At 35.6% G+C, this 14,066-nt stretch carries 10 protein-coding genes, 1 pseudogene and 1 other annotated feature (1 of these 12 only partly in view); of the genes and pseudogenes, 5 read left to right on the forward strand and 6 right to left on the reverse strand.

The window, feature by feature from the left end:
• Positions 1-49: a binding site (T-box leader), on the forward strand (it extends 230 nt beyond the left edge of the window).
• Between the two features lie 122 nt (positions 50-171).
• The 3 genes and pseudogenes from trpF to trpA all read left to right on the forward strand — a co-directional run.
• Positions 172-351 (forward strand): annotated as a pseudogene (gene trpF, locus AC3B5D_RS06575) (phosphoribosylanthranilate isomerase); the annotation flags it as partial.
• A gap of 46 nt (positions 352-397) precedes the next feature.
• Positions 398-1,621: a tryptophan synthase subunit beta gene (gene trpB / locus AC3B5D_RS06580; RefSeq protein WP_489840817.1), complete on the forward strand. Its 1,224-nt coding sequence runs from the start codon at positions 398-400 to the stop codon at positions 1,619-1,621.
• Positions 1,614-2,408, forward strand: coding sequence for a tryptophan synthase subunit alpha (trpA, locus tag AC3B5D_RS06585; RefSeq protein ID WP_489840816.1), 795 nt, complete (start codon positions 1,614-1,616; stop codon positions 2,406-2,408). Before trpB ends, trpA begins: the two co-directional genes overlap by 8 nt.
• A 48-nt stretch (positions 2,409-2,456) precedes the next feature.
• On the opposite strand, the gene xylB is transcribed toward trpA, so the two are convergent.
• Positions 2,457-3,953, reverse strand: a complete 1,497-nt coding sequence (gene xylB, locus AC3B5D_RS06590; RefSeq protein WP_489840815.1) for a xylulokinase — start codon at positions 3,951-3,953, stop codon at positions 2,457-2,459.
• Between the two features lie 83 nt (positions 3,954-4,036).
• Positions 4,037-5,419 (reverse strand): xylose isomerase, encoded by a 1,383-nt coding sequence (gene xylA, locus AC3B5D_RS06595; protein ID WP_489840814.1) that lies wholly within the window; start codon positions 5,417-5,419, stop codon positions 4,037-4,039.
• Between the two features lie 338 nt (positions 5,420-5,757).
• Here xylA and AC3B5D_RS06600 point away from each other — a divergent pair, with 338 nt between their 5' ends.
• On the forward strand, positions 5,758-7,092 hold the full coding sequence (locus AC3B5D_RS06600) for an ISL3 family transposase (protein ID WP_489839388.1): 1,335 nt from the start codon (positions 5,758-5,760) through the stop codon (positions 7,090-7,092).
• 90 nt (positions 7,093-7,182) lie between these two features.
• Here AC3B5D_RS06600 and AC3B5D_RS06605 read toward each other — a convergent pair whose 3' ends face one another.
• Positions 7,183-8,361, reverse strand: a complete 1,179-nt coding sequence (locus AC3B5D_RS06605; RefSeq protein ID WP_489840813.1) for an ROK family protein — start codon at positions 8,359-8,361, stop codon at positions 7,183-7,185.
• Positions 8,362-8,630: 269 nt separating this feature from the next.
• Between AC3B5D_RS06605 and AC3B5D_RS06610 the strand changes: the two genes are divergently transcribed.
• A complete protein-coding gene (locus AC3B5D_RS06610) occupies positions 8,631-9,647 on the forward strand; it encodes a LacI family DNA-binding transcriptional regulator (RefSeq protein ID WP_489840812.1) in 1,017 nt (338 codons plus the stop codon).
• A gap of 223 nt (positions 9,648-9,870) precedes the next feature.
• On the opposite strand, the gene AC3B5D_RS06615 is transcribed toward AC3B5D_RS06610, so the two are convergent.
• The 3 genes from AC3B5D_RS06615 to AC3B5D_RS06625 are packed head-to-tail and all read right to left on the reverse strand — an operon-like array spanning position 9,871 to position 14,050.
• A complete protein-coding gene (locus AC3B5D_RS06615; RefSeq protein WP_489840811.1) occupies positions 9,871-11,412 on the reverse strand; it encodes an FGGY family carbohydrate kinase in 1,542 nt (513 codons plus the stop codon).
• A 13-nt stretch (positions 11,413-11,425) separates the two neighbouring features.
• Positions 11,426-12,415 carry a D-isomer specific 2-hydroxyacid dehydrogenase family protein gene (locus AC3B5D_RS06620; RefSeq protein ID WP_489840810.1) on the reverse strand — a complete coding sequence of 330 codons (990 nt, stop codon included), beginning with the start codon at positions 12,413-12,415 and terminating at the stop codon, positions 11,426-11,428.
• Between the two features lie 15 nt (positions 12,416-12,430).
• On the reverse strand, positions 12,431-14,050 hold the full coding sequence (locus AC3B5D_RS06625; protein WP_489840809.1) for a mannitol dehydrogenase family protein: 1,620 nt from the start codon (positions 14,048-14,050) through the stop codon (positions 12,431-12,433).
• Positions 14,051-14,066: the final 16 nt, after the last annotated feature.

The following is a 14,066-nucleotide window of genomic DNA, read 5'->3' on the forward strand; positions in this document are numbered from 1 at the left end:
ATGCAACTAATTAAATTAAGGTGGCACCGCGGAAAAATCCGTCCTTAACTATCGACAGTTATGGGCGGATTTTTTTGTGCACTTGGAGGATATTTATGATACGAACACTTGAAATCAAACGATGGTGGTATTGCAGACACATTATCAAAATAAAAATTACTCGTCACAATGATCAATCTTCATTCAATGGCTGACTACCTCATGGTTGATAGTGGTAAAGGCAGTGGTCAACCACTATCTTTAAATGAAGTGCCCCATATTAAGCGTCCACTTATTCTTGCTGGCAGATTAACGCCTGATAATATGCAACCAGCGATTATGGATGTTTCAAATGGTGTCGAAAAAAGACCGTAAAAAATTATACAATTCATTCAAAATACACAAAAGGAGTCTTATCATGAAAACTTTACAAGATGAAAAAGAACAATCAACACAACAACCCGGTCGATATGGTAACGGTTTTGGGGGTCAATATATTCCTGAAACCTTGATGTCAGAACTTGAAAAAGTGAGTGAAGCTTTTAAGGAATTACAAACAGATCCCAAGTTTAACGCAGAACTCCAAAACTTATTACGTCATTATGCTAACCGTCCCTCATTATTATATTATGCCAAAAATATGACTGAAGATCTTGGTGGTGCCAAAATTTATCTCAAACGAGAAGATTTAAATCATACAGGTGCTCATAAAATCAATAATGTGATTGGGCAAGCCCTTGTTGCCAAGCATTTAGGTAAAAAAAGACTCATTGCTGAAACTGGCGCTGGGCAACACGGTGTCGCAACCGCAACAATTGCCGCATTGTTGGGGATGTCTTGTGAAATTTTCATGGGTAAAGAAGATACGGAACGACAAAAATTAAATGTATATCGCATGGAACTACTCGGTGCAAAGGTACATCCCGTCACAACAGGATCACAAGTGTTAAAAGATGCCGTCAACGCTACCTTACAAGAGTGGGCTACTCGAAGTGATGATACCTTCTATATCTTAGGGTCAGCTGTTGGTCCTGCACCTTTTCCTGAAATGGTGAAATATTTTCAAAGTGTCATTTCAGAAGAATCAAAACAACAATTACAAGCACAAGAGAACCAATTACCTGACATGATCGTTGCTTGTGTTGGTGGTGGTAGTAACGCTATCGGTAGTTTTGCTAACTATCTTGATGACCCCAGTGTTAAATTAGTTGGCGTAGAAGCTGCTGGTAAAGGAATTGACACCAATAGAAACGCCGCCACAGTCGAACGTGGATCTGTTGGCATTTTTCACGGTATGAAATCATTATTCATGCAAAACAATGATGGCCAAATCGATCCCGTGTATTCAATTTCAGCTGGTTTAGACTATCCTGGTATCGGTCCAGAACATGCTGCATTAGCAGCAGCAAACCGTGCTGAATATGTTGGCATTACAGATGATGAAGCCGTTCAAGCGTTTGAATATATTGCCAAGCAAGAAGGTATCATTGCAGCTATTGAAAGTTGTCACGCCATTGCTTACGTGGAAAAGATTGCCCCAACCATGAACAAAAACCAAATTATTATTTGCACCCTTTCTGGTCGTGGTGACAAGGATGTTGCAAGTATTGCTAAGTATAGAGGGGTTGCTATTGATGACTAAATTAACTGAAATCTTTAAAAATCATAAAATAATTATGCCATTTGTCATGGCTGATGATCCGGATTTTGATACAACGGTACAAAATATCATCGCACTTGCCGAAGGTGGTGCTGATATTGTTGAGCTAGGCGTCCCCTTTTCAGATCCAGTTGCTGATGGTCCTATAATCCAAGCTGCTAGTCTGCGTGCTTTCCAAGCAAATGTTCACGTCGAAACGGTATTTAATATTGTCGCTGCTGCCCGACAAAAAACAGATGTACCAATCGTGCTATTGACGTATCTGAACATTCCCTTCAAATACGGTTATGATGCCTTTTTAAGGCGATGTGCTCAACTGCATATTGCCGGTTTAGTTATTCCAGACCTGTCATATGAAAGTCGAAATGAAATCGTTCCTATCGCGACATCGTATGATATTGACATTATTCCACTCATTGCACCAACATCTGGGCACCGAATCGCTAAAATTGCCAAAAACGCAACTGGGTTCATCTATGTCGTTACATCAGTTAATATCACTAGTGAACGAGATGCCTTTTACAAAAGTTTAAAAGAATTAGTGACTACCATTCATCAGTCTACTAACGTACCAACTGCAATTGGTTTTGGTGTTCACACACCAGAACAAGCACGGCTGATGGCTGAAATCACTGATGGGGTGATTATCGATAGTGCCATTGTCAATATTGTCGCCACGGAGAAACAAGACGCCCCCATTGCAATAGAGTCATTTACTCGAAATATTCGCCAAGCAATAGACGGTATTCCCCAGTTTCTCACTAAGTAAAAAAGAATTGCCTGACAAAACGAAAAAATGTCAGGCAATTCTTTTTGTTTATTTGCGCCTCAAAGCCAATAAATCATGTGATAATTTTGCTGTTTGACTATAAATTTGCTTATATAATTCATAATATTCACGATATTGTGACACATTTTCTGGTATCGGTTCATAGGTTTTACCAAAACTTGTAAAAGTATCAGCGGCTTCTTGCACACTATCAAACCAACCTAGACCAACAGCCGCCAAAATGGCTGCTCCCATACCTGGTCCCTGCTCATTCTTAAGCGATACCACTTTTGTATTAAATATGTCCGCTTGAATTTGTAACCATAATGCTGATTTTGCACCACCACCAATAGCAACCACTGTATCAAAATCAGCACCAGCTGTTTCATACAAAGCAAATATATCCTTAAAAGAATAAATAATGCCTTCTAAAACCGCTCTCACAAAATCTGCTCGGGTTTGAGTACCATCAATACCGATAAACGACCCACGGATATCACCATCTCCACGCTCACCAACAATATAAGGTGTGAATAATAGCCCATTAGCACCAATCGTTGACGAATTTGCTAACTCAACCATCTCATTGAAACTAATTTCACTCGCAAAATTCTTTTTAAACCAAGATAATGAATAACCTGCTGCAAGCGTAACGCCCATTGAGTAAAATTTACCAGGAATAGCATGATTAAAGAAAGTTAACTTACCGTGATAATCAACATCTGCTGTGTCTTCATATTTCAAAACAACACCTGAAGTACCAATTGATGACATCACCATATTAGGCTTTAGAATAGCCGATCCTACGGCACCAGCAGCATTATCTGCGGCACCACCAATGACTTGCGTATCTGTCATTAAACCAGAGAATTCTGCATATGCCTGTGAAATTGGTCCAACATTATCAATTGATTGAATAATCTCAGGGAACATTGTTGTTGGTAAATCAAACACTTCCTGTACTCGCTTTGACCATGTACCTGCAGCAACATCTAACGCTACCGTCCCAGCAGCATCAGATATTTCCATTTGTAATTTACCAGTCATACGATAACGCAAATAATCTTTTGGTGTCACAAATTTATCTACCTGCGCAAAAATATCTGGTTCATTTTCCTTTATCCATAATATTGCTGGTAAGGTAAAGCCTTCTTGTGCTTTGTTACGCGTCACAGCAACAAATTCTTCACCCATTTTTTCATGTATCTCACGTGTTTGTTTTGATGTTCGCGTATCATTCCAAAGCATTGCTGGTCGTAACACTTTACGATCCTTATCTAATAAGACCAAGCCGTGCATTTGCCCTGAGAATGAGATACCCTTAATTTGTTCCGGTGCTAACTGGTCATTTAAAATCAACCGCACAATGGCAACGGTTGTCCCACTAACCCATTCTTCTGGATTTTGTTCACTATGTCCTGGTGCAGGCTGTGACAATGGATAATCATAAGCCTCTTGTGCAACAATTGTTCCCTGATGATCTACAGCTGATACTTTAACCGCTGAAGTTCCTAGATCAACACCTAAAACCACTTCTTTTGTCATATTTTTTTCCTATCTCTTTTATATAAAAAAGCGCTCCAATCAATATTAGATTGAGGCGTTTTGTTCTTGTATTCTGTTCAAATTTAGTTAAAAGTTGGACCCAAAACAGAATAAATATAGTTATTTAACGTTGCCTTAATTGCCTCAAGGTGTTGTGATTCAACTTTATCAAAGATTTCATCATTCGTCTTATTTAGAATATAGTCTTCAAATGTCTTCAAAGAACCTTTACCATTTTCAAAATCAGCAAAGATACCTTCATCAAATGAGGCATAACGTTCGCGCTTAATATTCTCTAAGAAACCATCCTCATACATCTTCATCGCAACACGGAACCCTGCTGCATACGTATCCATTCCTGCCATGTGAGCATAGAATAAATCTTCTGGCTTAAATGATGCACGACGTACTTTAGCATCAAAGTTCAAGCCACCTTTTGGTAGACCACCATTCAAAATGAATTCATACATTACCAATGTTGATTCGTAAATATCGTTAGGGAATTCATCAATATCCCAACCGGTTTGCTTGTCACCCATATTTGCATCAAGTGAACCTAATAATCCAGCTTCACGAGCAAAACGTGCCTCGTGCTCATATTTATGACCAGCCAAGTAAGCATGGTTACCTTCAATATTCAACTTGAAGTCCTTTTCCAAACCATACGTTTGTAGGAATGAAATCGTTGTTTGTACATCTGTATCATATTGGTGATCCGTTGGCTCCTTAGGCTTTGGTTCTAGCAACAACTGACCAGTATAACCAATTTCCTTAGCATAATCCCGTGCCATCTTAAAGAATGCAGCGATATGATCTAACTCACGCTTTGTGTCGGTATTTAGTAGTGATTCATAACCTTCACGACCACCCCAGAAAACATAAGATTGTGAACCCAAGCGCTTGGCAATTTCTAGTGAGTGCTTGATTTGAGCAGCTGAGTAAGCAAAAACATCAGCAAATGGTGTCGTTGCACCACCAGCTAAGAAACGCTTATCTGTGAACAATGACGATGTGTTCCAAAGTAATTTCTTACCAGTTTCCTTCATCTTTTGTTCAATCTTATCAACGACCTTATCCAAATTTGCATTTGTTTCAGCCAACGTATTCCCTTGTGGTGCTAAATCACGATCATGGAATGCAAAGTATTCTAATCCTAGTTTGTCCATAAATTCAAACAAGTAATCAACTTTTGCTAAAGCATGATCCATGTCTTCCATATCATCTACACCGTCCACATCCCATGGACGAACTGCAGTCCCTTCACCAAATGGATCGACAAGACGCTGATCCATGGTATGCCAATAGGCAACTGAGAATTTCAACCAATCCTTCATTGGCTTTGTTTCACCATTAATTGTAAATTCTTCGTCAGGATTGTAATAGTTATATCCCTTGGTTGATAAAAAATCTACACCCTTCTTACCACCAACATATTCAACTTTTGGAAAATCGTATAATTCAGTCATTTTTGTTCCCCTAAATATAAATTCTAACCCCATTAGGTTAGTCTGTTTTTTGTACCAACCAACTTACAAAGACTATTGTAAACGTTATCTAACAATTTAGCAACTTTTTAACGTAAAATGTTAATATTTGTGTACACAAAAATGACTATGTTGAACATTAAAAAAGTTAGTAATAATTCAAAATTTAGGTTCTACAATATTTGGTACTGATAGCTAATCTGACAGATTAGTCATTAGTGCTTTTTTTGTTGTTTTTGTATAATTCATTTATAAACACAAAAAAACAGACCAGCAGCCACTAGTCTGTCTCACAAAATCCCTTTGAAAGGACCTCTAACATGGATAAGTATATCAAGATTTTACTCGGAATTAAAGACACACGTATTGAATTAGATGATCAAGCCTCGGAGGTGATGACCACGGTCTTAAAAAATGGCGTTCGACAACAAATTTGGCATTTGAAATTATCTTATGATAATTATTGTCCACATTGTGCTTGTTTAATGAATAAGAATGGCATGAAATTCGTCCAACATATCGCCTCTCGTGCTGCCAATATATTTAATCAGCTAGCGATTCGCAAACAAAAATACATCTGCCCACAATGTCATCGAACAGCACTAGCTGAATTTTCTGATATTAAATCAGGTGATCATATCATGACGAATGTTAAACAAGCAGCTGCCATGGAGTTAAGTGAAAATGTTAGCCAAAAACATATCGCCCAAGCCTATAACATTTCATCACACACTGTGATGCGTCAAGCGCAAGGACTCTTTACTTACAACAAAACAAGTTTTCATTATCTACCTCAGCATATTGCTTTTGATGATTTTAAGTCTGGTAACTTTGCGGAAAATAGTGGTATGAGCATGATTTTAATGGACAGTACAACCTACCGCGTATTAGATATCATGCGTGAACGTGGCGATCATAGTCTTCGCCATTACTTTGAGCAATATTCAGCAGCAGCGCGTGCTGCTGTTAAAACCATTACCGTTGATTTATTTAGTCCTTATCGCAATATAATTCATGACTTGTTTCCACACGCTCAAATCATCGCCGACAGATTTCATGTTGTCACACAAGTTTACCGTGCATTAAACCAAACACGTATCCAAACGATGAAATCCTATGGTACAGATTCACGAGCTTATCGCCAGTTAAAGCGATATTGGAAACTGCTTTTGAAAGATGAAACCACTTTGAATTATACTGATTTTCGAAAGCGTCGAAACTATCGTTATGCTTATTTAACCGATCAAGAGGTCATCGATCGATTATTAACCTTATCACCAGAGCTACGTTCAGCTTATAATTTTTATCAAGACATCCTTTACGCCGTACGATATAAAGATTTTGAACAACTGCAAATAGCTGTTACAACAAATACGCAAGAAACTCGTTTCCAACATTTGCCAGAAACTATGAAAAAGGCCCAACGGACCTTGCGTAAGCACCTACCAGAAATTAAAAACAGTTTTATTTACCCGTTCTCAAACGGTCCCGTTGAAGGGGCTAATAACAAAATTAAAGCCATTAAACGGACTGCCTATGGTTTTCGAAACTTTAAAATGTTTCGTTTGCGCATATTAATTGCCTTCAAAGATAGTTTTTATTCGCAAAGCTACAGACAAAAAGCAACTAAATTTATGAAAAATTCAGCTGCTTAATGTTTAAGCTATTTAATTAAATAATTCTGCTATCAGTACAATTTGACCAATAACCAAAATTTACAATCTACGAATCATTACTAACATATTTTAATTTTTTTCATTTGGTGAAAACATTAAATCATACTCATCTAATCCTAGTACATGATGAGTAATAATTGAACATGCTCCTAAAAGAGTCGCATAGTTTGAATGTTTTGTCATATATAATTCTGGCACCATTTTTAATTCTTTAGTAGTCGTTTGAATTGCTATAAATATTTCAGGAATATCCTCCATTAAAGGAGAATTAATAAATATTTTTTCAGGTGAAAAAGAAACTGCCGCATTATAAATAACTCTTGAAATTGATGAAATAAAAATATCTACGATTTTTTGGGCATCTTCATCATGTTCTCGTAATAATTTCTCAAGTCCTTCACGATCAAGACCAGTAATACGTTTTTGTTTTTGAACACTTTCAATAATTGCATCTTCAGAACAAAAATTCTCAACCTTATCAAATTTATACTGATTCTCTTCAAAAATATTAGTAAATATTAATGAACTTCCTATCTCTCCAGCTGCACCTTTGTAACCATGATATAAGTTTCTATCAAGGATGATTCCTGCTCCAATTCCTTTATGGATACTAACGCTTAAAATATTTTTTTCATTTTGAGCAGCATTAAAATCACGTTCATAAACTGCTGATAAATTAGCCTCATTTTCGATGATTACCGGTACCTGATATTTTTTTTCAAATAATTCTTTTAAATCAACGTTCTTTAAATCCCAAAATGGTGATTTTAAAACCTTGTTATTATACACAACCCCATGTATTGAAAAGGCAATTCCTAATAATCCATTTTCTGTTTCAATTTGGGTAGTAATTTTATTAATTTGTTTATTAATAATATCAATTAGATCATAAATGTCTCTACTATTAATTTCCATACGTTGATAATTAACACTTTCCCCACTTAAAAGATTAGACATAATGTGAAGATGTCGGTACCCCAAATCAACGCTAATTGTATATCCATATGAATCGTTTATGGTAACTAAAGTTGGCTTTCTACCACCTACTTTTGATGACTCACCACTACCTATTTCTCTAAGATAGCCCATCTCATCTACTTCATTGTATAAAGAAGTTATAGAAGACTTATTCATCCCTAGATTTCTAGCAATTTCAATTCTTGAAATTGGTGCATTATTTATTACTTGTTGTAAGACCTTTTTTAAATTTCCAAGATGAAAAGATTCTTTTTTAGTACTTTCTTTCATTTTGTTCTATCTCATTTCTATTTAATTCAACTACTCCATTATTCAAATTAATCTTTCTAAATATATTCAATCATAATGTCCCGAAAATTAATAGTATCAGACTTTTATTTATACTAAAAATCATTTTATTTTTTTAGAAAAGTGAAAAAGATCCAGAAATTTTTTAATATTATAAAATATTTACATAATTTTTTTATAGTAACTTTGAAATTACTAATTTATATTGTATTCTGTTAAATAAACGTTTAATTAAGAAGGATTATAATTCTATGAATCGAAAAAAAAATACCACAATCATTGATATTGCAAAATATCTAGGTATTTCCCATACAACTGTCTCACGTGCTTTAAATGGGAGTCCTAAAGTTAAGGAAAATACAAGACGGAAAATTCTGGATGCTGCACAAACACTACAATACGTACCTAATTTAAACGCTCGCGGTCTTAACCAGGGACGTACCTATACAATAGGCTTATTTTTCACTGATTTGGAAAATAGTACCTCAAGCTTATTTTTAACTAGCATTATTACTAATATTAGAACCCGTCTTCCTAATAATTATGTATTATCAATTAATTCAATTTCAAAATCAGATACAATCAGCTTTTTTGACGGTGTTGTTATTGTTAGCCAATCTGAAAGTGATCAAGAATTTATTAATGATGTATCTAACAATAATATTCCTTTAGTGGTTTTGAATCGATACATTAAAAATCCCACTTTTTATAATTATTGGCTAGATAACTATACTGCTGCACGTGAATTAACAATGCATGCGCTAAATAAAGGTTATAAAACTATTACATCTATTCATGGTGATCATACTTACGCTTCTACTGAAGATCGTTCACGTGGATACTTTGATGCAATAGAACGATGGCTTGACATTCCAGACCATAAATTATCAATTCAACCATCACTAGAAGGTGGCTATTCAGCTGAGGGTGGCTATTCAGCTATGAAAAAAATATTACAACGTACTACATTACCAGAATACGTTTTTATTGAAAACGATGATATGGCCATTGGAGCTTTACATGCTATTCATGAAGTTGATGCAACTACTCATCAAATTGCAATCTCTGGATTTGATGACGTATCTTTAGCTTCATTCACTACACCGTCACTAACTACCGCACATAGTCCTATTGGTGAAATGACTTCACTTGGGATTGATACCTTAAAAAAATTGATTTCACATGAAGATGTTAGTTCTGTCCCCACTCAAATAGGATTTGACATGCCCATAATTTATCGCGATTCACTTACAAAAGCTACTAATTGAATCTGAAATAAATTCATAAAATGAATATATCACGTTCAAATTTCTAATAAAAATGGCTTCATTTTGTACCAATAGGATACAAAATGAAGCCATACGCCTAGATATAAACATCTAATCCGATTTTGTGTGATTTTTTATTTGTTTTGTAGAGATTTTATTCTTTATTCACTTAATTCCTATAGAATCACCTCCTTTCTTAAAAAATTATTATCAATATATAAATTTAATGTGTCCGCTGATACTCTGCGATACTATCATACTCAGATTCCAATTGTCGTGACAAACGAATATAAATAGGTAATATGTCACGATAAGCTTTAAAGTTGTCTGGATTAGGTTCGTATGAACTCACTATGTCCCCACCCAAAAACTCTTCTACTTTTGTAATATCGTCAGCCAATCCTAAACTCATTTGAGCAATTATCATTGCGCCCATGCAACCACCTTCAACTGATTTTGGAATGGCCAATGGTTCTTCGAATACATCAGCTAGAATTTGCTTCCACAACTCCGAATGAGCAAATCCACCTGTTCCTAGTATTTGTCGTGGTCCGTCATCCATCACTTCTTCAAGTGCTAAATTAACAGTATATAGATTATATATAATTCCTTCTAGTACAGAACGAATTAAATGAGCTCTAGTATGCATTTGTGTCAATCCAAAGAATGAACCCCGAGCATTTCCCGACCATATTGGAGCTCGCTCTCCACCCAAGAATGGGTGGAATAGCAATCCTTTTGAACCAGCTGGTGCTTCAGCTGCAATCTTAGTCAATAAATCATAACTATCATGTCCTAATAACTCGGATGTAACCTTTTCAGAAGTAAAAAATTGATCACGTGCCCAACGAAGGACAACTCCACCGTTGTTAATCGGTCCCCCAATAATCCATTTACCTGGTAAAACTGGATAACAATAGATACGACCTTTAGGATCAAATTGTGGTTTATCAACTAATGTTCTAACAGCTGCAGATGTTCCAATATCAATTGCAATTTGTCCCTTGCGAACTGCACCAACACCAATTGTCGTTGCAACACCATCAGATGCTCCCATAACAAAGGGTGTATCCTTAGGAATACCAATAAACTCGGCATATTCTTCATTAATGCCATGGACTTGTTGAGTTATAGGAACAACCTCAGGCAACTGATTTTCAGTAATGGATAAATTTTTCAATGCTTTTTTATCCCATGTCATCTCTGTAACATTAAATAAACCAGTTGCTGCAGCCATAGGTTGTTCTTCAAGAAACTCACCAAAATATTTCCAAATGACATATGCCTTAATACTCATCCAATAATTTGTTTTATGAAAAACAGCTGCATTTTCGTTCTTATACCATTGCAACTTGTAATATGGCGACATCGGATGAGTCGGAACACCAGTTCGATTATACATATCCAAACCTGTACCATCTAATTGTGCTTCATGTGCATACTTTTCAGCACGATTGTCAGCCCAAAGAGCTAATTTAGTTGTAGGTTTAAAATTATTATCTGTTCCCATTAGTGAGTGCTGTTGAGAACTCAAAGACACAGCCAATAATTCATCTTTAGAGTCAAAGTCAATCTTTTTAACAACCTGCCTCAAAACCTCTAGAGTTGCATCAAATATAACATCCGGGTCTTCCTCAGCAGCATCTGCATTTTCTCTGATAATGGGGTACATACGATGTGCAACTTCAACAATGCTGCCATCTAAATTAAATAAAACAGCTTTTGTACTTGTTGTTCCTATATCCATTCCAATGATATACTTCATGGCAAAACCTCATTTATAAAGCAATAGTTAATTCGCGTACTGGTGTCTTACCACTCACCACAGCTTTAACATCTGAAAGACACTTAAGTCCCATACCTTCTAGACATTCATACGTATATGCAGAGGTGTGTGGTGTTATCAAAATATGGTCATTCTTTAAGAAAGGATGGTCTGCACGAACAGGTTCAATTTCTACAGTATCTGCAGCATAACCAGATACCTGACCACTATTAATAGCACTCAACATTGCTTGCTCATCAATTAATGCACCTCTACCATTGTTAACAAAGTAAACACCCTTCTTTGTTTGGCTTAGTGTCGTTTCATTAATCATATGAATATTATCTTCATTTAAAGAAGCACTCAGAGAAATATAATCCGCTTTATTTAGTAATTCTTCTAGTGATACTCGTTGAACATTAGTATTCTCTAACCAACCTTCTGGAGCCTTAGGGTCTGGATCTGTTATCAAAACCTGACCACCAAACACACTAAATAATTCAGCTACTCGACTACCAATATTCCCCGCACCAATAACGCCAAATGTTTTACCACTTAGTTGGTTACCCATATATTTTGCACGATTTTCATAATGATCATCTTTGATTGCTTTCGATGAATTAACATTTTGACGAACTAACGACAGTAAATTAGCTAGAACGTTTTCAGCTACAGCATTACGTTCAACTAATGGTGATACAATACTTACTAGTGTTTTATGTTTCTTTGCAGCTTGTAAATCCACATTGTTATAACCAATTCCGTGACGTGAAATTAATAATAACTCATCTTTATTTGCAAAAAATTCTTCATTAAAAGTAGGTGTAACACTCGCAATAATAATATTGTAACCGTTTAATTCTTTCGCCAATGTTTTACCATCAATATCTGTTGGAAACATAAAACGTTTTACATCACCAATTGTTTCCAATTGTTTCCAATGTTCCTTGAAAACTTGTCCAAAACTGCTTGAATTAACTACCGCGATTTTGTAATCTGACATTTTTTTCTCCTATACTTAATTGACTTCAACTATTTTGTTATGCAAGGTTTGCGCAATAGCTCCAGGACCTGCTAGCATTTCTTGAAAATCACTTACAATAGCTTCTGATAATCCTTCTTCTACTAGATTTACTCCAAATAAAGTCTTATTAGAAAGTATTGGGTTAACTACATCTGTTAAATTGCCACTAAAACCTAACTTGACGTCTTTAAGTTGTGATTGTAAATACTCTAATTGAGGATCAGGACTAGGTTCAAAATTCTCACCCTTATCATCAATTCCTAGCAAGTATCGTAACCAAGCAGCAATAGTCAATTGTATGAAGGTTAAACTAGCAGCATTTAATTCTTCATCGTTAAGATAGTGCTGAATTGTAACACCATATCTAACTGATAGTTTTTGTGAAGTATCGGTTGCAATACGTTGAGGTGTATCTGGAATATACGGATTTGGTAATCGTTTATTGACAACTTCGTCAATAAACTTCTTTGGGTTAATAACCTTTGGATCTTTAACAACTGGTAACCCTTCAACATAGCCAATCTGCTCAATCAAAGTGACTAAATCATCATTTTTCATTTCTTCAGAAATTGAATCATATCCCAGAACAGATCCAAAAATTGCTAGAGCTGTATGCAATGGATTTAAACAAGTTGTTACTTTCATTTCATCAACATCATTAACCGTTTGGCGATCAGTTAAGATAACACCAGCTTTCTCCAAAGCTGGCCGCCCATTAGGAAACTCGTCTTCTACAACCAAATAATGAGTCTCTTCAGTGTTAGCAAATGATGCTAACATAGCACCATATGATGCTTTGAATAGATCCATTCCTTCAATTCCATCCTTCAAAAGTTCTTGACTAACACGCTTTGAAGGATTAGGGGTAATTCGATCAATCATTGATAATGGAAATGATACTTTACTTGTATTATTTAAGTAATCAACAAAGTTATGATCAATAAAGCCGTTCTTTAACCAAGCATTTGCAATCGTTAGTACAGCTTTCTTTAAGCGATCACCATTTTGTGAAAAATTATCTGTACTTAACAAAGTTAATGGGTACCCACCAGCATTAAAACGACCAAATAACAAACTTGTCAAACGAGCAATATTATTTTTTGGATTTTTAGGGCCCTCAGAAAAATCACTTTTAACAATTTCTGTAAAGTTCCCCTGTGCGTCCGTCAATGAATAACCTTTTTCGGTAATTGAAAATGTTACTAGTTGTAATGATTCATTTTCAAAATCTTTTACCAATTCTTGATTTGGTTCTTCTGCCGAATCAAATACAGCATCGGCTATAGACCCAAACACTTCTTTTTCTAACGAACCATCACCTTTTGTAATTACTCTTAAAACTTGATTATTATTTTTATGATAAACATCTTCTACAACTTCTTTACTGAACGTATCTACCACAATCAAACCAGCATCAAGTTCTCCATCTTCAATTAACTTATCTGCAATTGCTGCATGGAAACCTCGAAAAAGATTCCCACCACCAAAATGAATCCAACGAGGGTGCTTTAGGCCATTTAAAGTGATCTTTTCATGATCATAACTAGGTACCTTAATACCTGCTTTTTCAAACTCCAATCGATTGTTAATGTAATTATCTGATAGCTTTACCATAATTACCCCTTTCTTT

Source organism: Weissella sp. ESL1177 (assembly GCF_058107185.1).

What these genes read in the sequence shown, in the direction of transcription:
- trpB (WP_489840817.1), top strand. Translation starts at nt 398, where the DNA reads ATGAAAACTTTACAAGATGAAAAAGAACAATCAACACAACAACCCGGT.
- trpA (WP_489840816.1), top strand. Translation starts at nt 1,614, where the DNA reads ATGACTAAATTAACTGAAATCTTTAAAAATCATAAAATAATTATGCCA.
- xylB (WP_489840815.1), bottom strand. Translation starts at nt 3,953, where the DNA reads ATGACAAAAGAAGTGGTTTTAGGTGTTGATCTAGGAACTTCAGCGGTT.
- xylA (WP_489840814.1), bottom strand. Translation starts at nt 5,419, where the DNA reads ATGACTGAATTATACGATTTTCCAAAAGTTGAATATGTTGGTGGTAAG.
- AC3B5D_RS06600 (WP_489839388.1), top strand. Translation starts at nt 5,758, where the DNA reads ATGGATAAGTATATCAAGATTTTACTCGGAATTAAAGACACACGTATT.
- AC3B5D_RS06605 (WP_489840813.1), bottom strand. Translation starts at nt 8,361, where the DNA reads ATGAAAGAAAGTACTAAAAAAGAATCTTTTCATCTTGGAAATTTAAAA.
- AC3B5D_RS06610 (WP_489840812.1), top strand. Translation starts at nt 8,631, where the DNA reads ATGAATCGAAAAAAAAATACCACAATCATTGATATTGCAAAATATCTA.
- AC3B5D_RS06615 (WP_489840811.1), bottom strand. Translation starts at nt 11,412, where the DNA reads ATGAAGTATATCATTGGAATGGATATAGGAACAACAAGTACAAAAGCT.
- AC3B5D_RS06620 (WP_489840810.1), bottom strand. Translation starts at nt 12,415, where the DNA reads ATGTCAGATTACAAAATCGCGGTAGTTAATTCAAGCAGTTTTGGACAA.
- AC3B5D_RS06625 (WP_489840809.1), bottom strand. Translation starts at nt 14,050, where the DNA reads ATGGTAAAGCTATCAGATAATTACATTAACAATCGATTGGAGTTTGAA.